28 protein-coding genes are annotated in these 25,975 nt (G+C 57.3%); 16 read left to right on the forward strand and 12 right to left on the reverse strand.

What is annotated here, in order from left to right:
- Nucleotides 1-42: 42 nt before the first annotated feature.
- Nucleotides 43-1,494 carry a pyruvate kinase gene (gene pyk, locus VEI50_07645; protein HXX74987.1) on the reverse strand — a complete coding sequence of 484 codons (1,452 nt, stop codon included), beginning with the start codon at nucleotides 1,492-1,494 and terminating at the stop codon, nucleotides 43-45.
- A gap of 192 nt (nucleotides 1,495-1,686) precedes the next feature.
- Here pyk and VEI50_07650 point away from each other — a divergent pair, with 192 nt between their 5' ends.
- From VEI50_07650 to VEI50_07660, 3 genes are all read left to right on the forward strand, one after another.
- The gene (locus VEI50_07650) at nucleotides 1,687-4,002 is read left to right on the forward strand and encodes a 6-phosphofructokinase (protein ID HXX74988.1); all 2,316 of its coding nucleotides are present in this window, start codon (nucleotides 1,687-1,689) and stop codon (nucleotides 4,000-4,002) included.
- Between the two features lie 144 nt (nucleotides 4,003-4,146).
- Complete coding sequence (locus VEI50_07655; GenBank protein HXX74989.1) at nucleotides 4,147-4,605, forward strand: ribonuclease domain-containing protein; 459 nt, start codon at nucleotides 4,147-4,149, stop codon at nucleotides 4,603-4,605.
- 6 nt (nucleotides 4,606-4,611) lie between these two features.
- Nucleotides 4,612-5,154 (forward strand): barstar family protein, encoded by a 543-nt coding sequence (locus VEI50_07660; GenBank protein HXX74990.1) that lies wholly within the window; start codon nucleotides 4,612-4,614, stop codon nucleotides 5,152-5,154.
- 164 nt (nucleotides 5,155-5,318) lie between these two features.
- Here VEI50_07660 and VEI50_07665 read toward each other — a convergent pair whose 3' ends face one another.
- Nucleotides 5,319-5,597 carry a hypothetical protein gene (locus VEI50_07665; GenBank protein ID HXX74991.1) on the reverse strand — a complete coding sequence of 93 codons (279 nt, stop codon included), beginning with the start codon at nucleotides 5,595-5,597 and terminating at the stop codon, nucleotides 5,319-5,321.
- 221 nt (nucleotides 5,598-5,818) lie between these two features.
- Between VEI50_07665 and hemL the strand changes: the two genes are divergently transcribed.
- The gene (gene hemL, locus VEI50_07670; protein HXX74992.1) at nucleotides 5,819-7,102 is read left to right on the forward strand and encodes a glutamate-1-semialdehyde 2,1-aminomutase; all 1,284 of its coding nucleotides are present in this window, start codon (nucleotides 5,819-5,821) and stop codon (nucleotides 7,100-7,102) included.
- A gap of 220 nt (nucleotides 7,103-7,322) precedes the next feature.
- On the opposite strand, the gene VEI50_07675 is transcribed toward hemL, so the two are convergent.
- The gene (locus VEI50_07675; protein HXX74993.1) at nucleotides 7,323-7,670 is read right to left on the reverse strand and encodes a hypothetical protein; all 348 of its coding nucleotides are present in this window, start codon (nucleotides 7,668-7,670) and stop codon (nucleotides 7,323-7,325) included.
- A gap of 152 nt (nucleotides 7,671-7,822) precedes the next feature.
- Here VEI50_07675 and VEI50_07680 point away from each other — a divergent pair, with 152 nt between their 5' ends.
- From VEI50_07680 to VEI50_07690, 3 genes are all read left to right on the forward strand, one after another.
- Nucleotides 7,823-8,389: a thermonuclease family protein gene (locus VEI50_07680; protein ID HXX74994.1), complete on the forward strand. Its 567-nt coding sequence runs from the start codon at nucleotides 7,823-7,825 to the stop codon at nucleotides 8,387-8,389.
- 616 nt (nucleotides 8,390-9,005) lie between these two features.
- Nucleotides 9,006-9,332, forward strand: a complete 327-nt coding sequence (locus VEI50_07685) for a hypothetical protein (GenBank protein HXX74995.1) — start codon at nucleotides 9,006-9,008, stop codon at nucleotides 9,330-9,332.
- A gap of 262 nt (nucleotides 9,333-9,594) precedes the next feature.
- Nucleotides 9,595-9,897, forward strand: a complete 303-nt coding sequence (locus tag VEI50_07690) for a cupin domain-containing protein (GenBank protein HXX74996.1) — start codon at nucleotides 9,595-9,597, stop codon at nucleotides 9,895-9,897.
- A 172-nt stretch (nucleotides 9,898-10,069) separates the two neighbouring features.
- Here the strand turns inward: VEI50_07690 and VEI50_07695 are convergent, their stop codons facing one another.
- From VEI50_07695 to VEI50_07705, 3 genes are all read right to left on the reverse strand, one after another.
- Entirely contained in the window at nucleotides 10,070-10,471 is a 402-nt protein-coding gene (locus tag VEI50_07695) for a thioesterase family protein (GenBank protein HXX74997.1), read from the reverse strand.
- 68 nt (nucleotides 10,472-10,539) lie between these two features.
- On the reverse strand, nucleotides 10,540-10,863 hold the full coding sequence (locus VEI50_07700; GenBank protein HXX74998.1) for a four helix bundle protein: 324 nt from the start codon (nucleotides 10,861-10,863) through the stop codon (nucleotides 10,540-10,542).
- Between the two features lie 81 nt (nucleotides 10,864-10,944).
- Nucleotides 10,945-12,201 (reverse strand): TIGR02710 family CRISPR-associated CARF protein, encoded by a 1,257-nt coding sequence (locus tag VEI50_07705; protein HXX74999.1) that lies wholly within the window; start codon nucleotides 12,199-12,201, stop codon nucleotides 10,945-10,947.
- Between the two features lie 110 nt (nucleotides 12,202-12,311).
- Here VEI50_07705 and VEI50_07710 point away from each other — a divergent pair, with 110 nt between their 5' ends.
- From VEI50_07710 to VEI50_07745, 8 genes are all read left to right on the forward strand, one after another.
- Nucleotides 12,312-12,890, forward strand: coding sequence for a D-sedoheptulose 7-phosphate isomerase (locus VEI50_07710; protein HXX75000.1), 579 nt, complete (start codon nucleotides 12,312-12,314; stop codon nucleotides 12,888-12,890).
- Nucleotides 12,874-13,872 (forward strand): hypothetical protein, encoded by a 999-nt coding sequence (locus tag VEI50_07715; protein ID HXX75001.1) that lies wholly within the window; start codon nucleotides 12,874-12,876, stop codon nucleotides 13,870-13,872. Before VEI50_07710 ends, VEI50_07715 begins: the two co-directional genes overlap by 17 nt.
- A gap of 164 nt (nucleotides 13,873-14,036) precedes the next feature.
- Nucleotides 14,037-14,711 carry a SprT-like domain-containing protein gene (locus tag VEI50_07720; GenBank protein HXX75002.1) on the forward strand — a complete coding sequence of 225 codons (675 nt, stop codon included), beginning with the start codon at nucleotides 14,037-14,039 and terminating at the stop codon, nucleotides 14,709-14,711.
- Nucleotides 14,712-14,734: 23 nt separating this feature from the next.
- Entirely contained in the window at nucleotides 14,735-15,925 is a 1,191-nt protein-coding gene (locus VEI50_07725) for a DNA polymerase IV (protein ID HXX75003.1), read from the forward strand.
- A gap of 13 nt (nucleotides 15,926-15,938) precedes the next feature.
- Nucleotides 15,939-16,421, forward strand: coding sequence for a D-glycero-beta-D-manno-heptose 1-phosphate adenylyltransferase (gene rfaE2, locus VEI50_07730; protein ID HXX75004.1), 483 nt, complete (start codon nucleotides 15,939-15,941; stop codon nucleotides 16,419-16,421).
- 3 nt (nucleotides 16,422-16,424) lie between these two features.
- The gene (gene mfd / locus VEI50_07735; GenBank protein ID HXX75005.1) at nucleotides 16,425-19,889 is read left to right on the forward strand and encodes a transcription-repair coupling factor; all 3,465 of its coding nucleotides are present in this window, start codon (nucleotides 16,425-16,427) and stop codon (nucleotides 19,887-19,889) included.
- 21 nt (nucleotides 19,890-19,910) lie between these two features.
- Nucleotides 19,911-20,807, forward strand: coding sequence for a peptidylprolyl isomerase (locus VEI50_07740; protein ID HXX75006.1), 897 nt, complete (start codon nucleotides 19,911-19,913; stop codon nucleotides 20,805-20,807).
- A 127-nt stretch (nucleotides 20,808-20,934) separates the two neighbouring features.
- The gene (locus VEI50_07745) at nucleotides 20,935-21,957 is read left to right on the forward strand and encodes a peptidyl-prolyl cis-trans isomerase (GenBank protein ID HXX75007.1); all 1,023 of its coding nucleotides are present in this window, start codon (nucleotides 20,935-20,937) and stop codon (nucleotides 21,955-21,957) included.
- Here the strand turns inward: VEI50_07745 and yihA are convergent.
- Nucleotides 21,881-22,573 (reverse strand): ribosome biogenesis GTP-binding protein YihA/YsxC, encoded by a 693-nt coding sequence (yihA, locus tag VEI50_07750; protein HXX75008.1) that lies wholly within the window; start codon nucleotides 22,571-22,573, stop codon nucleotides 21,881-21,883. The two genes, VEI50_07745 and yihA, sit on opposite strands and share 77 nt — an antisense overlap.
- 12 nt (nucleotides 22,574-22,585) lie before the next feature.
- Here yihA and mtgA point away from each other — a divergent pair, with 12 nt between their 5' ends.
- Nucleotides 22,586-23,320 (forward strand): monofunctional biosynthetic peptidoglycan transglycosylase, encoded by a 735-nt coding sequence (gene mtgA, locus VEI50_07755; GenBank protein HXX75009.1) that lies wholly within the window; start codon nucleotides 22,586-22,588, stop codon nucleotides 23,318-23,320.
- Here the strand turns inward: mtgA and VEI50_07760 are convergent.
- The 5 genes from VEI50_07760 to dtd are packed head-to-tail and all read right to left on the reverse strand — an operon-like array spanning nucleotide 23,300 to nucleotide 25,971.
- Complete coding sequence (locus VEI50_07760) at nucleotides 23,300-23,515, reverse strand: hypothetical protein (protein HXX75010.1); 216 nt, start codon at nucleotides 23,513-23,515, stop codon at nucleotides 23,300-23,302. The genes mtgA and VEI50_07760 overlap by 21 nt on opposite strands.
- Before the next feature lie 25 nt (nucleotides 23,516-23,540).
- Nucleotides 23,541-23,969 carry a VOC family protein gene (locus VEI50_07765; GenBank protein HXX75011.1) on the reverse strand — a complete coding sequence of 143 codons (429 nt, stop codon included), beginning with the start codon at nucleotides 23,967-23,969 and terminating at the stop codon, nucleotides 23,541-23,543.
- The gene (locus VEI50_07770) at nucleotides 23,966-24,877 is read right to left on the reverse strand and encodes an isoaspartyl peptidase/L-asparaginase family protein (protein ID HXX75012.1); all 912 of its coding nucleotides are present in this window, start codon (nucleotides 24,875-24,877) and stop codon (nucleotides 23,966-23,968) included. The genes VEI50_07765 and VEI50_07770 overlap by 4 nt, the downstream gene beginning before the upstream one ends.
- Nucleotides 24,878-24,891: 14 nt before the next feature.
- A complete protein-coding gene (locus VEI50_07775) occupies nucleotides 24,892-25,458 on the reverse strand; it encodes a hypothetical protein (protein HXX75013.1) in 567 nt (188 codons plus the stop codon).
- 51 nt (nucleotides 25,459-25,509) lie between these two features.
- Nucleotides 25,510-25,971 (reverse strand): D-aminoacyl-tRNA deacylase, encoded by a 462-nt coding sequence (dtd, locus tag VEI50_07780; GenBank protein ID HXX75014.1) that lies wholly within the window; start codon nucleotides 25,969-25,971, stop codon nucleotides 25,510-25,512.
- Nucleotides 25,972-25,975 lie beyond the last annotated feature (4 nt).

Genomic DNA, 25,975 nt, shown 5'->3' on the forward strand with positions numbered 1-25,975 from the left:
CTTCGTCCCCATCTCTTGCTGAAACGACCGAGCCTCTCCTGCTCACTCCACTTCGTGCAGCTTCATGAGGTTCGTACGCCCCGGCTGGCCGATTCGAGTTCCCGAGAGAATGACGATCCGTTGACCGGGCTTCACCAGTCCCTCGGCTTTCAACCGACGTTCCGCTTCATCGACACGTTCGTCCGTCTGTGCGATCTGTTGCATGGTGTGGGGAATGACCCCCCAGTAGAGCGCCATCCGTTGCCGGATCGACTCAAACGGGGTAAAGGCGATGATCGGAGCAGCGGGACGCTGTTTGGAGATCAACCGAGCCGTCAATCCCAATTCGCTGAACGCCACGATGGCGTTGGCCGTGATCGCAGCGGCCGCGGTTGAGGCAGCCGTGCAAATCGCTTCCGAACAGGAGATCTCATCATGGTTGTGAACACGCCGCTGCGTCGGGGTTGGCTCGATCCCTTCCTCCGCGGCTCGAATGATCCGATCCATGACGTGGACTGTCTCAACCGGATATTGGCCGATCGCGGTCTCAGCGGAAAGCATGACGGCATCGGATCCATCGAACACGGCATTGGCGACATCCGACGCTTCTGCTCTGGTCGGGCTCGCGCGCTGCGTCATTGACTCCAACATTTGGGTCGCGGTGATGACGAGACGGCGACGACGGTTGGCCTCCGCGATGATACGTTTCTGTAAGATCGGCACGGCTTCTGGTCCCATTTCGACGCCCAAATCGCCGCGCGCAATCATCACACCGTCCGCCTGATACAGGATGGCGCTCAGCGTGCTCACCGCTTCGGATCGTTCGATTTTCGCGATAATTGGGAGATCCCCGTTGCATTCGGAGACGACCTGTCTTGCTGCGACCACATCCTCAGGACCGCGAACAAACGAGAGGGCCAGATAATCGACACCCGCCGCCACGCCAAATCGAATGTCCTCTCGATCCTTTTCCGTCAGAGTCGGAGCGCTGACGCGCGTCCCGGGAAGATTGATACCCTTATGTGATGTGATCCTTCCACCCGTGATGACCGTGCACTCGACGACACCACCGGTGATTCGGTTCGCGACCAGTTCGATGAGTCCATCGTCGATCAGAATCCGGGCACCAGGTTGAACATCACGGACGAGGTACTGATAGGTCACGGAAATCTCCGGAACGCCGGATGAAGCCACGGAGGAGGCGCCGAGCTGTCCTCCGGACCGCGCAAGCACGGTCTGTAATCGCACGGACTGGCCGCTGGTTACTTGGACCCCGCTCTCACCCAGATCGCCGACACGGATTCGTGGTCCTTGCAGATCCTGGATGATCGCGACCGCCACTTGTCTGCGAGCCGCAGCTTCACGGATCGTCTGAATGGCGCGGCCGTGCGACTCGTGAGTACCATGAGAAAAGTTCAGCCGGGCCGCATCCATGCCGTTCTCGATGAGCCGGTCCAGCGATGCCAGCGAATCACTGGCTGGACCGATCGTGCACACGATCTTCGCTTTTCTCATGATTCCTTCTTCTTGCTTGACAAGACGGGAACAGGCACCCAATCATTGTAGACCAGCGCCAGCAGAAATCGGGTATCGGGGTGGCTGAAGGGCCATTCGTCCTCGCGCTCTGCGCACGGAAGTCATTCTAGCAAACGAGAATTCTGGCCGCAAAGGTTCTTCGAGACGCTGACGAGCGGTGAAAGGGTGGCAATGGGAAGTGACACGGGACGACTCGATTTCGTAACGATCGACGGGTTACTGGCATACGGGGCTGCGCTCGCACAACGCCAACCGGGCGAAGGCGCACTCCTCCCTCCGCCTCCTTCTCCATCCGTCGACCGACTTCATCTAGTTCATCGCGCGATGGATCAGATACGCGGTTTTGTCCAGCGCGCTCAAACCGGGTTTCCCGGAGCCGAAGCGTACCGGTCAGCCCGTCAGGCAATTCTGCGGGAAAGTTGCGCGGGTGACGACCTGGTATTTTTCGCCGCGTGGAACCGGCTCCTTGCCGAAGGTGAACTGTTGCCCTTGCTTCATGCTTCCATCGGATCGGTGTTGAAGCCGCCCCACCGCCGGCCGGTGGCGATTGTCCCGCGGGCTCACCTCACGCCGCAGTTGGCCGAGGGTCGCATCGTGCTGGACTTGGGCGATGATCGGTTCTGGCTGCTGCCTCGCGATTTGACAGGCCGAACGTTGCTCTTCACGATGCGCCACGGCATTTCCCGCGTCGAGAGCAAAACGCATCGGGTCGGGCGCCGCTTGATGAACCAACTCGATGCTGAGCAGGGCATTCCGCGAGCAGACGCGGTTGGTGCCGCGTTGGCCCGGATGGTCGGCGTGGTGGCCCAGCAACTCGATTTTCTCCATCTGTCAAATTATCTCGATCCGCACACGTTCCTTCACTTCATCAGTCACAGTCCCAACACTCGACAACTCTATAACCGAGTGATTGGTGCACTTCTCCCCGAATCCGTTGCACCCCCTGAACCGCTGCTCGAAGCAGCGCTGGAGTCGTCGGATTTTGGGTGGGTGACCGGCATGGAGAAAACGATGGAGGCGGAGGAGGCGGCCAAGGCCTTCGGCGTGGACGTCAAAACAGCTAAGCGCCTTCTCAAGGACCCTCTGTACTGTTATCCGGGCGGCAATTCGTTTTTCGATCTGTACGTGGATGTGATCGACGGCCTGCACGAGGTAGGACGATCCCATCCTGGCAAAGTCGCCTGCCTGTACACACACAGTTCGACCTTGCGGGCGCTCATGATCTATCTGGACCCGCGTCCTTTCCACGAAGCCTTCACCGAATTCAGCGACTACAAAGAGAGCCAGGATAACGTCGTGCTCCTGACGTTTGAACATGGGCGCTTATCCGGTTATTCCACTGCCGTGGGATTGTCTGAACGAGAACGGATTGCACGGGAGGCATGGATCGCCGTCGAACGGGAACGGAAGGATCGGGTCACCCTCAAGCCGCGGCAAATCAAGCGGATCGTCGCCCTGGTGTCCGGTGGCGATTTTGCCGGCGCCGGCGCTGCCTTAAAGGAACTGCGTGTGACGGGGAATCGGCTCGGCCTGGAGGTGTACTTCGTCCGTCACGGTTTCCTCGGGCTCGCGAACAATTGGATCGAGGCTGTCCGGGAGGACGATACGCGCGGGATGAGCAGCCTTGCCAGCAGTCCGATCGGCAGCAGTCGGTTCGAAGATTTCAAGGAGGAGCAGGTCCAACAGGCCGCCATGCAACACCTTGAACCTTACATGAAAGACAGTGCGTTGATCGTGCTGGGGGGCGACGGCAGTCTGCGAGGAGCCCGCGCGATCTATGAAAGCTTCGGCGTTCAAGTCGCCGGAATTCCCGGGACCATCGATAACAATATCGACGGCACGACCGCGCTCGGCTTCCATTCGGCCGTGGCACTCGCAAATCAGTCGATCGAATCGTTGAAAGCGACCAGCTCCGCGATGGGCAGCATCTTCTTCGTCGAGGTGATGGGGGCCGGATCAGGTCATCTTGCGTTGGCTTGCGCCTATCAGGCGAGGGCCGAAGGGGTACTGGTAAACGAACATCCTGATCCTGATGCCTATATCGACGAGTTTATTCTTGGAACCCTCAAGAGGACGTTAGGCGTACCCAATAAGAGCCATTTATTTGTGGTGGCGGAACGCACGCCTCATCGGCACCACCGTGAGGGCGGAATCCACGGCTTGGTCGATTATGTGGCCGCAACGATTGCGCAGTGGCCACAACGCCAGGGGAACGCCAATCAGTATCCTCTCACTGTGGCCACTAAAGCCACCATTCTCGGCCATACGCTCAGAGGAGCCCCACCCACGCCGGAAGATAAAACTATCGCCCAGCACCTGGCGTATGAGACTGTTCGACGATTGGTCGAGGACCCAGAGACTGTGGTCGGTTGTATGGTGGCCTACCGAGATCAGGCCACGATTCAGATGATTCCCCTCCATGCCGTCGCGGCAAAACCCTTCAATTGGGAACTCTTCGCTCGGATGCACGGGAGCGAATTGTCATAAAAAGAAGCGGCGCCGTGGCTTCCCTCGTACCTGGTGATTGAGAGATCCAGGTTATGGTCCCCTCTCCACGAGCCGCTTTCCGTTCGTTGACCTCTGTTCAGAGCGCGTGGTAGCGTTTCGCCCTCAACCTCCATCGACTCCATAATGATGTGTCTGAACTCACGACTTTTCTCGCCGGTGTTCCTTGGGCTGGCGCTCGCGGTCGGTTCCACCGGAAGTTTGGTCGCGCAGATCAACAATCCTGCTGCAACCGCGGCACAACACTCTGATGCTTTTCACGTTCGAACGAGTGATCCCGCATCATCTGTCACGTCTGAAACGAGTATTCCAGCGAGCACACAGGCGGAAGAGCCTCCTCAAAAAGCGAGAGATCTGTTGCATGCGATTCAGGGGCGTCAAGGCGAGCCGCCCATGGGATATGTCGGCGGACGTACGTTTCACAACCGAGAGCGACACCTCCCCAAGGGCCGATATCGCGAATATGACGTGAATCCGAAACTGCGTGGAAGACCGCGCGACGAGGAACGTATCGTGATCGAACAAGACACAGGCAAGGCCTATTACACTGGCGACCATTATCGAACCTTCATCCCGCTGAACTGAATACCGATGAAATCCCCGTTGTCTCTCTCAAAACATCTGCAATCGACGAGAGCTCCCTGGACCTCGCTGTTGGTCCTGAAGCCGAGAGATTCCGTCGAATCTCTCGTCAAGCCTCCTCTCGGGTTCGTGCTGAAATCGATCAAAGGCGCGAAGTGCAAGACCCCGGCTGCCCTCTTTACCGAATTCGCCAAGGTGATGGAGCTCCCTGATTACTTTGGCCACAATTGGGATGCGCTCGAGGAATGTTTGGCTGACTTGGACTGGATGCCGGCGAAGGGCTATGTACTGCTCCTCACCGATGCAGAACAGATCCTGCCCGAGGACGAAGAAGATTATGCCACGCTGCTCGAAGTGTTGAGCGATGCCGGAGAGGCTTGGGCATCGGGACAGGCAGGGATGGGCGAGCGACCGGTCACACCTTTTCACGTGCTGTTTGCCGTCACGGAACGGGGAAAGGCGTCACGAGCCCATTGGGGAATGCAAGAGATTGCTGTCTCGGAGGATCGAGAGCCAAACGGGCAGAGACGGACTTCCAAAAAACGGACCTAACGCGGCAGCAGATACCCCCACCTCGCTCACGATTTTCCCATCATCAAGTTCGAACTAGGATCACGCGACCATCTGTTCAGGTAATGTCATCAAAGTCGGTGTCTGAATGGAGCCGGGGAGAATTGCGCGTGGAGTCGCATGAAGATGGGTTCGGTCAAAAAATGTTAGCTTCTGGAGAGATGCAAGAGGTTCCCCCAACGTCGCAAGGTGGACAGTACGACGTTACGGCTGTTGCGTCGGACACCCAATGGACCATGTACGCGAACCGTTTCCTGCCACTGGGTCCGGACTTCACGATGATGGATGATACAGATTCCGTGTGTCTCGCGCTGGTCGTCGAGCGGTGTCTTCTCTCCGAGAAACTCGTTGTTTCCTTCCTTACGACACCAGGAACAGACGATGATCATCTTCAATCCTTTGAGAAGAATGAGCGCTATCATCACGCAAGAGTCAGGCCGCAGCCTGTGGATAAGCTCGCCTCAAGAGTTTCAAGTGATTACAAAGCTTTTAATGATTAGGAATCCACTTTCATGTATCAAAAAAGATAGAACTGAATCTGATCAGACACTTTTTGACCTCACCTGAGGCGTTCGTCCTCACGGCTTTCTCCAAGTTTCGCCTTTCTTGACCCCTTTCTTGTTCCATGATACGGTGCGCCCCCGTTATGAACACCCTTCGCTCCGCCAAACTTTTTGCACGCGCACAACAATTGATTCCCGGAGGGGTGAATAGTCCGGTTCGAGCATTCCGGTCTGTCGGTGGACAACCGCGTTTCATCCAACGGGCCAAAGGCGCGCGCCTCTACGACGTCGATGGAAACAGTTACCTCGACTACGTCTTGTCATGGGGACCGATGATCTTGGGACACGCACCAACGACCGTGATCAGCGCGATCAAGAAAGCTGCTGCCAACGGCACCAATTATGGCGCGCCGACCGAGTTGGAAATCACACTGGCACAGATGATCCGCGAGGCGCTTCCTTCGATGGAGAAAATGCGGCTGGTCAGCTCAGGGACCGAGGCAGTGATGAGTGCGATTCGCGTCGCACGCGCGTTCACCAAACGTGACGCCATCCTAAAGTTTGAAGGTTGCTACCACGGGCACAGCGATTATTTGCTGGCCAAAGCTGGATCGGGGCTCGCGACCTTGGGCATACCCGATTCACCAGGCGTACCGGCCGACTTTGCGAAACACACCCTTACCGCACCATACAACGATCTTCAGGCGGTTCGCCGCATCATCAACGAGCATCGAGACAAGCTCGCCTGCATTATTCTCGAGCCGATTGCGGGAAATATGGGGGTCGTGCCTCCTGCGCCGGATTTTCTTTCCTCACTACGTCGGCTCACAACCGAGAACGGTATCCTGTTAATCTTCGATGAGGTAATTTCAGGCTTCCGTGTCGTGTACGGCGGCGCACAGACATTGTACGGCGTGACGCCGGATCTCACGGTGCTGGGGAAAATCATCGGCGGCGGCCTGCCGGTCGGTGCCTACGGAGGGCGAGAGGAGATCATGGATCTGATTGCCCCGTCCGGGCCGGTGTATCAGGCCGGCACCTTGTCAGGCAACCCCTTGGCCGTCTCGGCCGGCATTGCCACTCTGAAACAACTCAAAGTGCGTGGGATTTACAAGAAGCTGGAAGAACGATCAGCCGCTCTGGCCAAAGGATTGGGCGAAGCAGCCAAGAAAGCCGGCGTGCCGTATACGCAAACACGAGTCGGCTCGATGCTCTGCGGATTCTTTACGTCAGGGTCAGTGGTGGATTGGAATACCGCGAAACAGTCAGATACAAAGCGCTACGGAATATTCTTTCATATGATGTTGGAGCAGGGCGTGTATTTTGCCCCCTCTCAGTTCGAAGCTGCCTTCCTCTCGACTGCCCATACCTCAGCCGACATCGAGAAGACCGTCCGAGCCGCGCATGCGGCATTCAAAACCCTGTGACGTAGCCGTTCGCCCTTCGATGGGACTCAGGACCGTGAGCCTGTCGAACGGTATCTCGCCGGATACAGAATGCATCGGTTCAGATACAGCGCCGCGGAATGTTCAAAGGGACTGTTCAGCAAGGCCGCAGTGAGCGAGAGGCTGACTCGTACTCTTTGCCGTACGTCGAGGCCTTGAGCGAGACGAGAACGAAGCTGACAGCCCCTTTCAACATTCCGCTTTATTCGTCGTCCTCGTCCGCTGCTTCTAGTGCCTCCTGCCGTTTCTGTTCTTCCATCGCGTTGTGGAGCAGCATGCGGATAAACATGGAATAGAGCGAGCCTTTTTCCAAGGTTCCCCCCGGCGGAATCGCAATCTTCCCTTCTTTGATCATGCGGTCCATCCAGACCTTTTGATCCGGAGCGATTAATACTGGAATTTCGACCAACCCCACACGTCCCATCATGTCCATCTTCAAATCCTCCGTGAAACGTAGAGTACTAAGAGCTAATAGCGTATAGCTAATGGCTGATGGCACGGATATAGTAGCGGTCTGCACCTCTTGTCCGTACCATATGCGATAAGCCATAAGCTCTTCGTCACCCGCTCATTCCAGCATGCGATTTTCCCGGTTGTCAACCGCAGCGCCGTGGCGCGGTGGGACCAGCATTAGCCACATCGATCACCATGAGGAGATGCCCAAGAGGTTACCCGAGCGTCGTCGTCTGGCCGATCATGCTCATGTTGTTCACTCCCCAAGTCTTGCCGGCTCAGCAGTCCACCGCTCCTCCATCGTCATTGTCCACCACGCCCTTGACGCCAGGTGACTATGGCTCAGGCCAACTGCCACTCTGTGATCTCTGCCGGAAACCAGACTCGCGGGCAGGAAGCGATGTCCGCCCCCATCGACTTCCCCGTGACAAGGCTCTTCGCCCACACAAGAAGCCAAAGGGAATGCATCGTCCCAGTCGTCACAGCCTCAGATCTCTCCTGCCACACCATAGCCCCGAATGGGTCAGTCCAGGAGAGCGGACCTTAGAAAGTGATCGGACCCAAGCCATTGACGGCGATACGATTCGATATGGGTCAGAGCGGATCCGCATTCGCGGACTCAACGCTCCGGAATTAACGGAACCAGGAGGACGAGAAGCGCTGGATCGACTCACTCAATTGTTGCGCGAAGGCACCATCCATATCGTGCCTCACGGCAAAGATGTGTACGACCGAACGGTCGCCGACGTGTTTGTGAACGGACAGGATGTGGCGGAGACGCTCGCACGAGATGGCTATACCAAGCCCCGGTCGTAAATCGTCTCGCGCCCGTGATGAAATCACAAGGGATTTATTCGGTGCTGCAATGCAATGGGCACCTCTTGCAGAACAAATAAATTATTAGATGTTGAAATCATGACCTCTGAATACGCACCATCGAGTGGAAAAGCGTTGGGCATATCACTAGGTGCGGCAATCGTCATTTTTCTATTGCCCTACATCGTCGAGCCAACCGTAGAATATGTTCTAGGGTATGACCCATTGTTGGTAGAGCACAACCCGTCTCGTGCTCTAAAGCAAGAGCTGCTTAAAGCAACTTTGGTTGCGGGAAGCCTTAACTTTGTGTGCCTCGTATTGGGCATTGGAGCCATTCTTGTTGGAGCAAAGTCTATTTATGGTCGGCGCTTTCCACCAGCTGGTATGCCGGTGCCATTTCGAATCAAAGTTCATAGCGGTAAGACTGCTCTTATTACTGGGGTTGTATGGTGTATCTTGGGCTGCGCATCGCTACTTAGGGCAGCGAGCTTCGTAATCTTTTGGCCGTGGAAACTTCTGTGACATTCAACCTCGCGTTCGAGGCTGACACGGCGAGACAACGCACCATGTTCTGTGGGCATTGTGGCTCGCGCGGCTCAACGAGGCGCTATACCCAATGAATTCAAACAAAGCGTTAACTCTAGTTCACGGCTTTATGGTTATCCTCGGGATTTACGCTGGCTATTGGCTCGGCGCATCAAGGGCACAGACTGTATATGAGAATATGAAGTTTCTTCTCAATTCCGACAGGAATTTGGAAATTGTCCAAAACATTAAGGCTCTTGAGGGGCTGAGAGAGAATCGAATGGAAGAAACAATTCAGTTCATGCATGTGCGCCTCGAAAGCGCCTTGAAGTATGATGGGATTCAACAGGCCACCCTTGCTCGAGCCAGAGAGTACCAGCGCAAGTACTGCAAAACTCTCTGTCTTGGTCTTCAATGAAACATATCGGGCATAGCAAGACCTTCCTTCAGCGGAATTAAGGGGGACATGCTGAATTCCTACGCGCGACTACGAAGGAGACTTAAGGAGACATTCTGAGCTAGCCGCACGGAGTGAGTCATTGTCTTCCGCCGTTGAGAATGTTCCCCTTTTTGTTAAGCTGAAAGCATTCGACGCGTATCATTCTAGGCCTAGCCCTTAACCAACGTGGAAATCGCGGGCGCCTTTCCGCGCGGCGCAGCTTCCCCTGAGCGAGACTCACATGCGCTATCTCACCCCGAATAAGTTTTCGGTGCCCATTAACCGCGAAGAGGTGACTCAAGACTGGGGCAAGCGGGGGTACTCCTGCGATTTATTCGTCGATCCTCCGGGACGAGAGTGGAATAATTTCGTCCATGCGACCAATGAGCTTGTGACCGTTGTAAGTGGCAGGTTACGACTAACCATCGATAGCGAAGAGATCATCGCCGAACGGGGAGACGAGGTGTTCATTCCAAAAGGCATCTGCCACTCGGTCAAAAATATTTCTCCTTCCACAACTCATTGGCTGTATGGCTACGATTAGCTCGCTATAAGAAGGGAATTAAGGGGTCGGGAGTCTATTTTCAGGATCAGCGAGGACAATTAGTCTTTCTTCTTTTTCTTGTCCGAAGGATTTTCTGAGAATAGCAACCAGGCCAGTACGATGAACCCGATTGAGACACCTGCGATCGCCAACCAAGTGCCCAACTTTTCCATTATTTGACCTTTCCTGCTCCCGATTCCAACGCGACCGCCAAGGACTTGTCCAACCGCTTGACCTTTCCTTCCAGATTCACGGTGACGAGTTTCGCCGACCCTTCCACCACGATGCGATGGCTGGCCCGCTCACGGATCACATGCGAGAAGGTAAGCGAAGCGTTCCCGATCGAAGTTAATTTTGTCGCGATGGTCAACGTGTCACCGTAGCGGGCCGGCGAGCGATAGTCGAGCTCGGCGTGCACTACCAGAAACTGCGTCCCTTGTTTCAACAGGCCCGCCACGGAGAGGCCTCGATCTTCCAGGTACTGCGTCCTCGCCCGTTCGAAATACTTCAGGTAGTTGGCATAGTACACCACCCCGCCGCAGTCGGTGTCCTCATAATAGATGCGAACTTCCATTAGAGCTTATGGCGTATGGCCAATGGCTTATGGCACGGACAATGAACTGATACCCTTTTGCGAAATTCTCAAGACAACAAGAGCGTGTTTCGAAAGGCATTGATGCTTTTCGCCAATCGCTCACCATCCTCGTACAAACCCTTATGCTCAACTTCGCTGACGTAGGCACGTTCCATTGCCAGAGATGATCCAGCAATCACTTCAAACGTTGAACACAATGCGACCTCCAGATGGTAATCGAAGGCATTATTGGAGTTCTTGGCAGAACCTTCTGCGATATTGAGACCGATTGAATTGACTGCGCGATTCAGTTGGGATTTCAATCCATAATCTTCATGCCTCGGGAACTTAGCGGTCACGGCATAGACCTTCGTCGCGTAATCTTTTGCCATTTGCCAATTTTCAACGTTTCAAACCTGAACGCCATCTCTGTTCTTTATTAGCTCGTGCTATACGCCATAAGCCATACGCTCTTAAAGACTGAGCGCCGGAAACCTCGGCAGCGAGGTCTCGGTGACGCCCGATAGCTTGAAAACAACTTCATACAACTGCTGGACCCGCTCGACCTTAATCGGTTCGAAGCCGTGGCCGAGGACGGCGTGGCTGGCCGCGTCGAGCAGGGGCTTCATGGTCGGCCACTCGCGAAGAAACCCCTGCCCGAGTTGATCCCCTAATCCGGCCAGCGTTCGAAACTGTGCCTGCAACGGTAACTTGTACTTCCCATCCACATCGTCCAAGAAGCAGGTCCGGCAGGTCTCTTGGAGCGCTTGCGGCAATTGTTCCGGCTGAAGATCCCACGTTTTGATCCTGTGCTGTTTGAACAGTTGTCGCTGGGCGATTGCTTCGAGGGCTCGCATGAGTGCAATCATGGCCCGCTCAGGATCACGATCCATATCGAGGCGCCGACGGACGTGGGCGAGGAGGTCAAGGGCGGCAAAATCCTTCACCTCGGCCGGATCGAGCACGAGCTTTTCCAGAAAACCCGCGTTCGCCTTAATCGCGGACACTAGCTCTTTCAAGCCAGGAGGTCCACCCCACAGAGAGGCCATCTCTAACGCTTTGACCGATGTCTTCAGCTTGTCCCATGCCTGTCGGTAGTGAAATCGTTCCCAGAGATCGTAGCCTTCGGCGAGGTCGAACAATGCTCGGTAGAGCGGTTTCTGCCCGCCGCTCACCCTCATTTCGATCAGTCGAAACATCGCTGCAGCAGCCACGAAGGTCCCGCGGTTAAAGTAATCGCGGGCTTCTTGGCGGGATACCGTCGCGGCTTCGTCCCAGGGATTCACCTGGACCCAGAGAAACGCCTGACCGTCGATGGTGACCGCATCGCCCTCCCGTCCTTCTGCGACTGGAACGAGCGACACCACGCGCGACGTGAAGGGTCTCGTGACCAGCGCCAGACTGCCGCTCATCGCGGCTGTGGCTCCGGTCAGGTCCACAACCAATTCACCAGGCTGGACTTCCCAAGCCTTGAGGATCGACGGCACTGAACGAGCCATCGTTTGGTAGCAAGAGGGAAAGGGCTCGACATCCGCGAGCGTCACCCAATCCCACCGGCGAGGCATCTGCTCGATTTTCGGCTGCACCGATGACTCGACGAGCGATTTCGCCGACTCGGGCAGGACAAAACAGAGCGATTCGGGACGGAGGCGATTAATCGAATAGACGGCGGGGGCGGGATGATCGGTCAGGGTAATGACAAGAGATTTAATTGGTTGGTCTGGTGCCATCGCGCGCGGAATATATCACCCGCCTGGACCCTGTTCAATTCCTGTCAGGTATACATCACGCCCGCGCAACTGTTTGACAGGATGGAGCCCCTCGCCTAGAATCGCGGTCGATGAAAGAGCAGGCGATCCAAGCGTTCGAGGAGAGCGCCGCGGTCAAGCAACAGTTCGTCCGCGATCACGCCGGCCGCATCGAGCAAGTGGTGAAATTGATCGCGACGGCGTTCCGCGAAGGCCGCAAAGTGCTCCTGTTTGGTAATGGCGGCAGCGCGACCGACGCGGCCCACCTCGCGGCCGAGTTTGTCGGCCGGTACCATCGCGAACGGGCCCCGCTTCCCGCAATCGCCCTCGCAACCGACATCGCCGCCATCACGTGTATCGCGAACGATTATGGTTACGACGAGCTGTTCGCTCGCCAGGTTCGCGCCCATGGGCAAAAAGGCGATATCGCCATTGCGATCAGCACGAGCGGAAACTCCGCCAACGTGCTCAAGGGCGTCGAGGCCGCTCGAACAATCGGCATGGCGACCATTGCCTGGACCGGCGGCAGCGGAGGCAAGCTCGCCGCGATGGTCGATCATCCATTCGTCGTGCCATCCAAGGTCACAGCGCGCATTCAAGAGACTCATATCACGCTCGGCCATGTCCTGTGCGAACTCATAGAGGAACAGCTCCTTGGCAAAGCGTCCTAGACGGACTCCTCCTCGCCTTCCGACTCCTCCTCTCATTCCCCCGATCAACGTATCGGATCTCAAGACCTATCCATTGAAGAAACGGCACAGTAAGGTGCGTGTCTCGGACTTCGCGAAACCCTGGAAGCGAGGAGGGAGTTTCACCCAGTTCTATCGCACCCTGCCGGATATTCTGGCCGTAAAGACCTTGCGAGCCGTCGCCAAGACCATGGCTGCCACGCACCGACAAGGCCGGCCGGTGATCGTCGGTGTCGGCGCGCACGTCGTGAAGGTGGGACTCAACCCGATTGTCGTCGATTGGATGAAACAGGGCATTGTGTCCGCGGTGGCGATGAACGGAGCCGGGATCATTCATGATTTCGAACTGGCGTTGATGGGCCATACCTCGGAAGAGGTCGATGCGGAAATCGATGAAGGACGATTCGGTATGGCGGAGGAAACCGGACGTATCCTCAACGAAGCGATTACGCGCGGCGCGCGCGACCGTCAAGGCCTTGGCGAGACCGTCGGCCACCACATCAATCGGCACACAGGACAATTTCCCCATCGCGAGACAAGTATCCTCGCCACCGGAGCGCGACTCGGCATCCCCGTGACCGTGCATGTGGCCGTCGGGACCGACATCATTCACATGCACCCCTCGGCTGATGGAGCCGCGATCGGCGCGACGTCGCTGCTCGACTTCCGCCGGCTCGCCGCCGTGGTGGCAGGCATGGAAGGCGGCGTCTACCTCAATCTTGGTTCTGCGGTGATCCTTCCGGAAGTTTTCCTCAAGACCGTGTCCCTAGGGCGCAATCTGGGTCACGCTCTCACGAAGATCACCACCGTCAACATGGATTTCTTGTCCCACTATCGTCCACTCACGAATGTGGTGCGGCGCCCTACCCAGAAAGGGGGCAGGGGCTACTCGTTGATCGGTCACCATGAGATTATGGTGCCGTTATTGGCAGCGGCACTCCAAGAAGAATTGGCAGACCGCTGATAAATGTGTCCCGCGTCGTTCTCAGTCGCTCGAACCACTCAACGTACGGCCCGGGAAAGAGCTGCTGGGAGCTCGGGGCGGGCGGGTGAGAAACGTCTACGCCTCGCGGTCCTCGCTCCTTGCGGCCTTGCTGGGTAACATTTTTGAGCGGTCTAACGCAGCGTATGAGTACACACGACTCTATACGACCTCTGCCCTATTCCACGGAAAAACTTGCGAGGATCTGGTCCGATCTCAATATTCGATACTTCAACGGGACTCTGCCTCCCATCGACATCGTATGGAGCACTCGCCTGACCGCGTCGGTCGGCTTGTTCGTGACGACCGTCGGCCCCCGCAAGTTGGCCCAGCGCTGGGGCATGAGTACGACGCGGCGACGGGAAATTCGGCTCTCGGTACCGTTACTGTCGCAAGCCTTCGCGAAGTCTCCGTATGGCGAGCACGAAATCACGAGTACGCTGGCTCACGAAATGATTCACCAATGGCAGTACGACATCCTCAAACGACGTCCCAACCATGGGCTCGACTTCCTGAAGAAGATGGCTGAGATGAATCGTGATGGCATGCTGGCCATTACGACGTACCATTCGTTACAGGACGAGGTGATTGCACTGACACGCTTCGCCTGGCGCTGCCGGCAATGCGGCCGCGTGTATCGACGCCAGCGGCGAACGATCGAACCTCGCCGGCACCATTGCGGCGTGTGCCGCGGCTCGCTTCAAGAACTGAGGGCGGTGACGCGACGACACGACCTGTCGAACGAGCTGGAGTCACGAGATGGTTGTCGCATGCGCTCTTCGACCTCCTTGCAACCGGCCCAATTGTCTTTTACCTTTTAGGCTTCACGACTGGGGAACGAGGAATGCGCTGGTCCCGCCGGATTCTGTTCGGGGATGTGGATGCTATGTTCGCTGCCGCGGCTGTCGTCGCCGATCCCACTCTCGCCGGCAAACCGGTCGCCGTCGGAGGACAACCTCCGCGCGGCATTATCGCCGCCGCCAGTTATGTGGTACGTCCTTATGGCGTGCGTTCTGCCATGCCGACGATCGAAGCATTCCGGCTCTGCCCCCATTTGGTTCTGATCCCGCTGGACCGGCCGTTGTATCGCCGCCTGCATGACCAGATGCGAATCGTCACGGATCGCCTCTTTCCCTTGACCGAGTGGAGCAGCATCGACGAATTCTACGCAGACACCACAGACCTGCAATCCAGCCATCCCGACCCCCGGTCGCTCGGCCGGCTGGTGAAACAATCAATTTTCGACGCGACTGGGTTGCGATGCACCGTGGCGCTGGCCACGGGAAAAACCGTCGCCAAGATCGCGGCAGATTCTCATAAGCCTGATGGACTCGTAACGATTGACCCTGGGACCGAACAGGCGTTTCTCGCTCCCCTACCGATCCGGGCCCTACCGGGAATCGGTCCGAAGACCGCAGCACGATTGGAGCCGCTCGGCTTGCGGACGATCGGGGGTCTTCTGGACACGCGCTGGGAAGGGGTCCTACGCGGCCTTTTCGGCTCCCGTCTCCTAGAGGTCAGGGAATTGGCCCGTGGGATTGATCGTGAACCGGTCTGTGCCGATCGCGAATCGAAGAGCCTCAGCCACGAGACCACCTTTGAGCATGACACGGATGATCGTGCCTTCATCGAACAGACGCTCCGAGGGTTCCTGCGTAAACTCGCGCATGAGCTTCGACAAGAAGGACTCGCTGCCAGCTGCTGTACGGTGAAGTTAAAGGATGCCCGTTTCACGATTACGACGAAACAGCGGCGCTTTCCCGGTCCCTTGAACTATGACCCCGCAATGTGGCCGATCGTCCAGCGGATCCTGCAAGAGCTCTTTATACCGGGGACGAAGTACCGCCTCGCCGGACTATCCCTCTCGTCGCTGAATCCTGCGTCACCCGGGCTCTTCGATCAGCGGCGCGCCAAGGCTGTCGAGGCGATGGATGCCATCATCGCACAACATGGATCATCGGTGATGGGCCTCGGCGGCGTGACACGTGACTCCCCCCTGAGCCGCTCGATCTCTTTTCATCTGTCCTTCGACTAGGTATGATGGCCTCATGACAAACAAAGTCGTGACTAAGAACCAACTCGCACCGTTGTTGGCGGAGGCGCGAGCACAGCGGAAGCGAATCGTCTTCACGAACGGGTGTTTCGATCTTATGCATGTCGGCCACACGCGTTATCTCCAGGCCGCGAAGGGACTGGGGGACCTGCTCGTTGTTGGAGTGAACAGCGACGCTTCCGTGAAAAGTCTGAAGAAGTCCCCCGACCGCCCGATCGTTCCGGAGTCTCAACGCGCGGAGATTCTCGCAGCGCTGGGCTGCGTCGATTATGTCGTCCTCTTCTCCGAACCGGACCCGCACAAGCTCATCCACGCCGTACAGCCCGACGTGTTGGTCAAAGGGGGAGATTGGTCGGTCGAGACCATCGTCGGACGGGACATCGTCGAAGCTCGCGGGGGCGTGGTAAAAACGATCCCGCTGGTCCCCGGCATCTCCACGACGACCCTCATTCACCGTATCCGTTCAACCCACACGTAAGCCGTGTCCATCACCCGCGGGCCGGCTGGCCCCCAGTGGTTCGCTCCGATTGTCGCCGCACTGACGAGTGAAGGGGGACGACCGTGCTTGACGGGATTGCATGGCTCGACGGCGGGGTTTGCCCTGTCGGCGCTGGTTGATCCTCAGGCAAGTTCCCTGGCAACCAGGCCCTGGCTCATCGTCAGCCGTTCAGACGAAGCCGCCGAGCGTCTCTACGACGACCTCCGTTTCTTCTCGATGCTGTCCGGTCTCCCGACTGACTCGCTCGCCTTCTTCCCCAAATGGGAAACCTTGCCCTACGAAGCCACAGAGCCGCACGTCGGCTTGATCGCTCGTCGCATGAACGCCCTCTATCGCGCCAGGACGATGCCCCGGATTCGGCTCATCACGTCAATCGACGCCCTTATCCACCGATTACTTCCGGTCGAGACCTTTACCGCTATGACGCTGCAATTCGCGCTCGATGGGTCGCTCGAGCGCGAGGCTCTTACGGGAGGATTGCTCCGGTTGGGCTATCGTCGCGTATCGGTCGTGGAAATTCCCGGCGAGTTCAGCATCCGAGGGGGAATCGTGGATATATTCTCCACCGCGTATGCCGACCCGCTTCGTGTCGAGTTCCTTGGCGAAACCATCGAGTCTCTCCGGCTTTTCGATCCTGCAACGCAGAAGTCCATCGTTAAGCTCGAGAGCGCGCTGGTGCTCCCGGCCCGAGAATTTCTGCGGTCCGAGAACGATCCTGATTCGCTGGCGCCGATTCCTCCGGAGGCCGAATGGCGGACGCCCGATCTGTATCCACGGTTGGCGACGCTCTTCGACTTTTTTCCTGAACGACCGTTGTTGGTCTTCGACCAGCCGGCTGCTTTACAAGCGGAGTGTGCCGCCCTGTGGGACAGGATCGACGATGGATACCGGCATCATGCCGACCTGGAGGAGTCAACTCCGTACCCGTCACCAGAAAAACTGTTTCTTTCATGGGAAGGGCTCACGGACCGGATCTCGGGCTGGCCCGTTCTCGCTCTCGAACCGGTTGCACCGACCGATGCATCATGGGTACCGGTCGAATCGTTTTCTGCCCAAACTCCATCCAGTGCTGGGCTTGGCGCGCGGGGTACGCCGTTCAGCGAGACCCTGAACATCCTCGATCGTCTGCGGAACGAGTGTCGCGTGATGCTCGTCGCGCGAAGCCGAGGCCAAGTCGACCGGCTCCTCGCGCTTCTGCGCGAGCACGACGTCCCGGCAATGGAATGGACATCCGCTGCCTGGACAAGACCGTCCACTACCAGATCGCCGTTCTACATCTTGCACGGCGATCTGTCTGCTGGGTTCGTCTCGACAGAGCTCCGTCTGGCTGTCTTGACCGAAGAGGAACTCTTCGCCAAAGGTGCCCGCCACAAGCCGCAGCCCAAGAGTAAGACTGCCACGTTCCTGTCGTCCCTTGAAGATCTCCACGTCGGCGACTACGTGGTTCACGTGCAACATGGCATCGCGAAGTATCAGGGGCTCAAGCGCCTGTCCGTTCAAGATTTCGACAGTGACTATCTCATCCTGGAGTTCGCCGGAAGCGACAAATTGTACGTCCCCCTCGATCGGCTGAATCACGTGCAGCGCTATAGCGGAGCGGAAGGGCATGTGCCGCGACTCGACCGACTAGGCGGAACCAGTTGGGCGAAAACGACGGCCCGGGCCAAGAAAGACATCGAGGAAATGGCGCACGAGCTGATCGACCTCTACGCCAATCGCGAGCTTGTCAAGCGGCAGTCGTACGGGCTTCCTACGACCTTGTATCACGAGTTCGAGGCTGCCTTCGAATACGAGGAAACACCGGATCAGATGAAAGCCATCGACGACATTGTCCGTGACATGGAAGCGAGCAGGCCGATGGATCGGTTAGTCTGCGGAGACGTCGGCTACGGGAAAACCGAGGTGGCGATGCGGGCGGCCTTCAAAGCGGTCGAGGACAATCGTCAGGTCGCCGTCCTCGTCCCGACGACACTCCTCGCTCACCAACACTACGAGAATTTTGCCGACCGATTCGCTCCCTTCCCCACTCGCGTCGGGTTGCTCTCTCGATTCCAATCATCAAAGGCCACGCAGGCGATTCTGAAAGACGTGGCCGCAGGCACGATCGACGTCGTCATCGGAACTCATCGGGTGCTGCAAAAAGACGTCGTCTTCAGAAACCTGGGACTCGTAATCATTGACGAGGAACAATGGTTCGGCGTCAGGCATAAAGAACGACTGAAACAGCTGCGCACGCAGGTGGACGTCCTCACATTGACCGCGACGCCGATTCCCCGCACGTTGCAAATGGCCATGTCGAGCGTTCGCGATTTGTCCATTATGGACACGCCGCCCGCCGGGCGCCTGGCCATTCGCACCCAGGTCGTCCGTTTCAGTGACAATCTGGTCCGGGAGGCGATTCTTCGCGAACTGGGACGCGGCGGGCAAGTCTACTTCGTTCACAATCGTGTCGAAACCATGGAACGAACCGGTGCCTGGCTCAGGGAATTGGTGCCGGAAGCACGGATCGTGATGGCGCATGGACAAATGAACGCAAAGCCGCTCGAATCGGTCATGCTGAAATTCTTTCACGGTGAGGCCGATGTGCTGATTGCATCAGCCATTATCCAATCTGGTCTGGATGTCCCGAATGCCAACACCATCATCGTGAATCGCGCCGATACGTTCGGGTTGGCGCAGTTGTACCAACTCCGAGGGCGCGTGGGACGCGGCGGCGATCAGGCCTATGCGTACTTTCTGACCCCTGACGAGGGGATGTTGACGGGCGACGCCCAGAAGCGGCTGACCGCGATTCAGCAATTTACCGAGCTCGGGTCGGGTTTTAGGATCGCCGCGGCCGATCTGGAGATCCGCGGCGCGGGAAATCTGCTCGGTAGACAGCAGTCGGGCCATATCGCCGCGATCGGTCTCGACCTGTACATGCGGATGGTGGAGCAGGCGGTACAGAAACTGAAGGGGAAAGTCGTTGAAGAAGAAATCGATCCCGTGCTGCGTCTCAACGTCTCCGCCTATATCCCGGACGTCTATGTCACAGATCCTCACCATCGGCTGTCATTCTATAAACGGCTCTCGTCATATACACAGATCGGCGATCTTGCCCTGCTTCACGGGGAACTGCAAGATCGGTACGGATTACCGCCGGAACCGGTTGAACGGCTGTTTGAAGTCATGCAGATCAGGATCCTGGCGAAGGTGCTCCGGCTGGCTTCGGTCGAATTGAAAACACAGTCTGTGGTTATCACGCTCGACGCCAAGAACCCAGTTGGAAACTCCGGCATCCAACGCCTGATGGATCGGCACAAGAAACAGCTTCGGTTTCTCTCTCCCCTGTCATTCGAGCTCCAAATACCGCATCAAGACTGGGCTTCCACCTTTCGGGAACTCACAGCAACCTTGCAAAGCCTCAATGTCTGTGATACCAACACATCACAATCTGCGCAGGGATAAGCCGCTGTACCAGTTACGCTTATGAACTTAATTCGCAGTGCTACCGTCCGTAGGGGATACGCTCGTGTTTCACTGGTCTTTGCCGGTCTTATCGGCAGCGTGCTGCTACTCATCAGCTGCACTCCCCCGCCCGAGGATCCCGTCCTCGCGCTCGTCAATGGGCGACAGATCATGCAAAGCGAATTCGACATCCGGTGGTCAGAACTCGCCGACGCGACCCGCGCCCGCTACGAGAAGGAGGGCGGGAAACGGCGCTTCCTCGACGAATTGATCACGCGCGAGCTTCTCATGCAGGAAGCCCGGAAGAAAGGCCTGGACCAGGACGACACTATCCGCGAACGGACCCAACGGTACAAGGAACAGCTCATTCTTGACGAGCTGCTCAAGGACAAGATCAAGGCAAAGATCGAGCTCACGAAGGAAGAATTGGACGCCTACTATGAAAAACATGCCCGCGAGCTTCTGACACCGCTCAAGGTGAATGTATTCCAGATGCTTCTTCCCAACTATCCGGCTGCAAAAGACCTCGAGAAACAGGTCAACCAGGGAGGAGATTTTGTGAAATTCGCCCAACGCTATTCCATCGACGGGAAGACGAAGGCCAACGGGGGCGACCTCGGCCCTTATCGCAAGGGTCTCGTCATGCCTGAAGTCGACGAGGTGATCCACACCCTCAAACCCGGAATGGTCAGCGCGCCGATTAAGACGGACGCCGGATACTATCTCGTCAAAATCGTTCCCCTCGACAAGGAAGTCATCCAAGCGGACCTCGCGACCCGCGAACGTCTCCGGCAGGAATTGCTCAACGAGAAACGCCGCAAGCGGTTTGACGAAATGATCGCCGACATCCGAGGGAGGGCGATCGTCCGCCTCGCCGACGCCTCGCGCTACGTGGCGGATGACGTTGGAAAACGCTGATCTTCGCTGTTTTCAGCTTGTCACTCCTCCCTCCTCAATTCCCGATGAATTCATGTACAATTAATCGGATTCCATCAGCCCGATAGGGCAGTTCAGGTTGGCATAGCGGAGGTTCGAAGTCTGTAACATGATGCATCGATCTAGCCACACGCCATCGCATCGGCACCTTCATCCGGCGATCAGTGTCTTGACTGCTCTCCTCGGGTTTGCTTCCCTCGGAGCGGCTCAAGTGGAAGAACGGATCGTCGCTGTCGTGAACTCCGACCTGATCATGCTGTCGGAGTTGAAACGAGAACTCGCTCCTGAACGCGAGAGACTCAAGAAGCATTACCAAGGCCGTGAGTTGGCCCGTCGGATAAAGATGGCCGAGTCCATGGTCCTAACCACGATGATTGAGCGCAAGATCCAACTTCAAGAAGCGAAAGCTCGCGGCGTCGACGTCTCCGACCAAGAGGTTAAGCAAACGATCAAACAGATGAAGCAACAAGGGGAAAAGATCGACGACATTGATCCGTGGACGCTCAAGAACGTTCGCGACCAACTCACACTGCTCAGGCTCGTCGATCGCGAAGTCCGCAGTGGTGTGATGGTCGTCGATTCGGACATGAGACGATACTACCAGGAGCATCGCGACCGGTTTGCACTTCCTGAAGAATATACGCTGAGCCAAATCCTGCTTGAACGCCGATCATCGGACGACGCTGCCGCCTCGAAGGCCAAAGCCGGCGAGATATTCGCCATGCTCAAGCGAGGAGAAACCTTTGAGGATCTTGCGCTCCGATATTCTGAAGGCCTCAACGCGTCGCGGGGGGGAGCTCTCGGTTTGGTGCGACAGGGAGAATTGCTGCCAGCCATCGAACGGGCCATTGCGGACCTGGCGCCCGGGGGTATCTCAGACCCCATTGATGCCCCGGAAGGCATTCACATCGTCCGCGTGGACGAGAAGCAGCCGAAACAGTTCCGGCCCTACGAAGCGGTCAAAACGGAAATCCAGGGTTTGGTGTTTCAGCAGAAGAGCGAGGATGTGTTCCAGGCGTGGCTGGCGAACCTGAAGAACAAATCGTATATCGAAGTTAAGTTCGAACCCGCAGCAACAGGGCAGCCCACAGGCGGTCTCTCCCCTCCTTCGTCACCGATGAAAAAGGAATGAGCGCCTCACGATTTTGGATGGCCAGGACATCGCATAAGCGACGCAAGGCCCCGACTCGTTCGCCGGCTTTCAGTTTATCCGCCTTGGTGGCGACCACGATCGGTGAACACCCAATCGACGCCAGCCAGGCGATGGTGTCGCCATCTTGTTCTCTCGGCACTCGGCTCTCGACCAACAACACCACAGCGAGCAATTGGTCCCGATTGGCAAGATAGCCTTCGACCAGTGGGGCCCATTGAGCACGCACCGATTTCGAAACCTTGGCGTATCCATAACCAGGAAGATCGACGATGTGACAATGTGGCATGGTCGGGTCGTCGGTCGACACAGCAAACAGATTAAGCGCCCTGGTCTTGCCCGGTGTCCGACTCACCTTGGCAAGACCCCTCCGCTGGAGGAGAGTATTGATCAAGGACGATTTGCCTACGTTTGATCGTCCTGCAAAGGCAAATTCCGGAATCGTGCCGGACGGAAGCTGTTCTGTGGTCAGACAACTTCTGATAAACTCCGCCCTCAGGATTTTCAACGGCAACCCTCTAGGAGTAGGTGGCATGGGGCGAAACGCGGGAACGAAATTCTCATCGACTCCGTTGCCACACGCTTCACGACAGTTCATACGCATCACGCTATGGCGAAGTCAACCACGCAACGTCGCGCACGCCTGATTCTCTCCGTCGTCCTCTTGGTGTGCCTTCCCATCGGCGCGGTACTGTTCGTGTGGCTGGTGACGCTGCCCAACGTCTCAGCCCTAAAAACGAGCAACCCGTCAACCACCGCTCTCATGGAGATGCGTCGGGCCCAGGCTCAGGATCGGGGCCACACGATCGAACGCCAATGGAAGTGGGTGCCGCTGTCACGCATCTCGCCCCATCTTCGCCGCGCCGTCGTGGCCGCGGAAGACGCGTCGTTCTTCACGCATGAAGGATTCGATTGGGAAGGTATCAAGGACGCCGCCATCGCCAACCTCGAAGCCGGTGAGCTAAAACGTGGCGGGAGCACCATCACGCAGCAGCTCGCGAAGAACCTGTACCTGTCCTCCGAGCGATCGATGTTCCGCAAGGCGCGAGAAGCTCTGATCACGCGCCTCCTTGAGCACCAACTCAGCAAAGATCGCATCCTCGAGCTGTATCTCAACGTCGCGGAGTGGGGCATCGACGTGTACGGAGCCGAAGCGGCCGCACGCCATCACTTCCAAAAATCTTCACACGACCTCACCGCAGAAGAAGCGGCCTGGTTGGCTGCTATCCTGCCTTCACCACGCCGGTACGACCCCATTCGTAAATCTACCGCCTTGAGCCGACGATACGAACGGATCATCTATCGGATGAACAAGTATCCTTCCTCAAAGCGCGCTACTCATTGAGGCCGCCGCCATGAGCAGCAGACCGGAGACTTCGTCGTGGTCGATGCCTTGATTCAAAAACCGATCGCAAAAGGAATTCGAGTGTTCCTCAACGGCGAGAATCTGACGAATCGACAGGACATCGCGGCACAGACCGGACCAGTGAAGACCCTCGGCGTCCCATTGCTCGTGCTGGGAGGGATCTGCGTGGAACATGAACTGACGTTGCAGGGCGATTGGTCTAGCGGTCTCCGACGTGTTGGAATTCGTGCTCGCCGAAGATGGCTGATTCGTGTGTGTAGTATTTGAACTCCAGTAGATTCCTCGAGGGATCTTCGATGAAGAACGTGTGGTGCTCGATGCGTGTCCCGGGATACCGTACCCGCGGTTGTTGATAGAAGGACAGCCCCTTTCCCCTGGCACGGTCAGCCAGTTCCTGCCAACCTGTCTTCGAGAGAAAAATCAGGCCGAAATGCCGCGGGTAGATCCCCTGTTGGGCTGGCTGAAGTTCCGGCACCAGATGCGCCACGAGTTGATGGCCGGCGAGGCCAAACGTCACGGCGGTCGATGATTCGCGGCCCAGGGTACAGCCGAGTCCTTCAACGTAGAAACGTTTGGCTGCCGTCACATCATGCGTGGGAAATGCCAGGTGCAAGATACTGTCACTCATCGAAATCGTCCTTGGACGCTGGGCTTTCTTTTCCCATCCCACCATCCTGCCGCCATACAGGGCGTGACGTGGCGAATTGCGAAGCGGCCGTTCGAGGCTAAAACCAACAGTCCTGCCGAACCCTGGAGCCTGGATACTAACTGACGCAAGATCTGTTGCGCAGCCACTGCGGGACTTGCCCCGGAGGCCAAACGATCGCAGATTGTCTTGGCCATGGCAAGACGAATGATGCCCTCACCGAGTCCCGTCATGGACACGGCCCCGCTCCGATTATCGGCGTAAACTCCGCAGCCGATCAGAGGGGTATCGCCGACTCGCCCCGGAAGCATTGAATCAATGCCTCCCGTGGAAGCTCCGGCTGCAACCGTTCCTCTTCCATCTAAAGCCACGGCTCCCACCGTGCCATGCCGTTCTATCGATCCGGACTCTTTTCTCGCCATCATGCGGTAGAGGAGCGTCGTTTTGATGGCCGCAGCGGAGACAGGCCGAGCGAGACGTGGCAGGCGGGACGCCTTCCTCTGTGTATGACGCTCAAGGTGGAAGTACCGAGCAAACCGGGTGGCCGAAGGCCCGACAAGCAACACATGCTTCGTCTTCTCCATGACCAACTTGGCTGCGGAAATGGGATGCACGATTCCTTCGATCGAAGCCACCGCCCCCGCCTTCAAGGTAGCGCCATCCATAATCGATGCGTCCATCCGCATCACGCCATCTAGCTGGCGGCGTGACCCCCGCCCGGCATTGAAAAGGCCGGAAGCTTCCAACAGGCTGATCGCACGTTCGACTGCGCAGACGGCCGGCCCCCCCTCCTCAAGGATGACGTAGCTCGTGGCTAACGCCTCGGCAAGACAGGCTGTCTGTAATGGAGTGACGGGTCGGCGACCGGCGCCGCCATGAACGAGGATCACGGGGCGAGAGGATTTCAATTGAGTAGGAGATCCCGGGCGCGCTTGTAGGCCGGATCCCTCATGCGATCTAAATCTGACCGCACGAAGCCCAGGCCTGTGACACAGAGTTCAAAATTGTCAGAGAGCGTTTTGAACAATGGGAGGCCTTCCGAAGACGATGTATCGGCCATTTGCGCCACAATTCCGTATGACCGTTTTCCGGTTTTGACGTAATCGACCAGAAAATCCTTATGGTAGATCAGTCCCGCGGTTTTGAGGCGACGAAGGTACTCGGGGAAAATCCCGGCCATGAACAACGTGAAGTCCCCGATGTGCTGATGTACGTCTCGTTCGCGATCGAGCGATTGGGCTTCGAGCAGCACCTCAGACTCGAAGAGCAAATCCACGACCGTCTCGACTGACGCGCCGTGGCGATTTCGAATTTTATAGAGCTGGTCAGTGTGGGTAAAGTCGACGAGAAGATTGGAGACATATTCGGTGACGTTCTGGTCCGGCCAACCGAGGTGTTCGGTGAAACTTCGCTCGGTCAGGGCACCGAAGAGCGCTCGCAGCGGATGTCGAGGAGGGACCTGCGTTCCCATCTCCATCCCCCTGTTACAGAAGACTCTTTGGCTAGTATAGCAGATGTCCGGTCACGAACTGCGTTCGGTTGTCCCTCGACTGTCGAGGATGAAGGTCACTGGGCCATCGTTGAGCAGCTCGACACGCATGTGCGCGGCAAACTGTCCGGTCTCGACCTTGGTTCCCAGTACCCGTAGATCCGTCACCACCCGTTCGTAGAGACGTTTGGCATCATCAGGGGACGCGGCATCATCGAAACTCGGGCGGCGGCCATTGGTGGTCCTGCCGAGCAAGGTGAACTGCGAGACGACCAGAACAGACCCGCCGACATCCGCCAACGATCGATTCATCTTGCCTTGTTGGTCCGAGAAGATCCGCATCGTTCGGATCTTCTCGACCAGATAGCGAGAATCTGCCTCAGCATCTCCTTTGGCCACCCCGAGCAAAACCAGCAGACCTGTTTCGATGCGCCCAACGATCTGACCGGACACCTCGACCGACGCGTAACTCACACGCTGGATGACCGCCTTCATGGTC

The organism is Nitrospiraceae bacterium (genome assembly GCA_035623075.1).
In the GTDB taxonomy this organism is placed as follows: domain Bacteria; phylum Nitrospirota; class Nitrospiria; order Nitrospirales; family Nitrospiraceae; genus DASPUC01.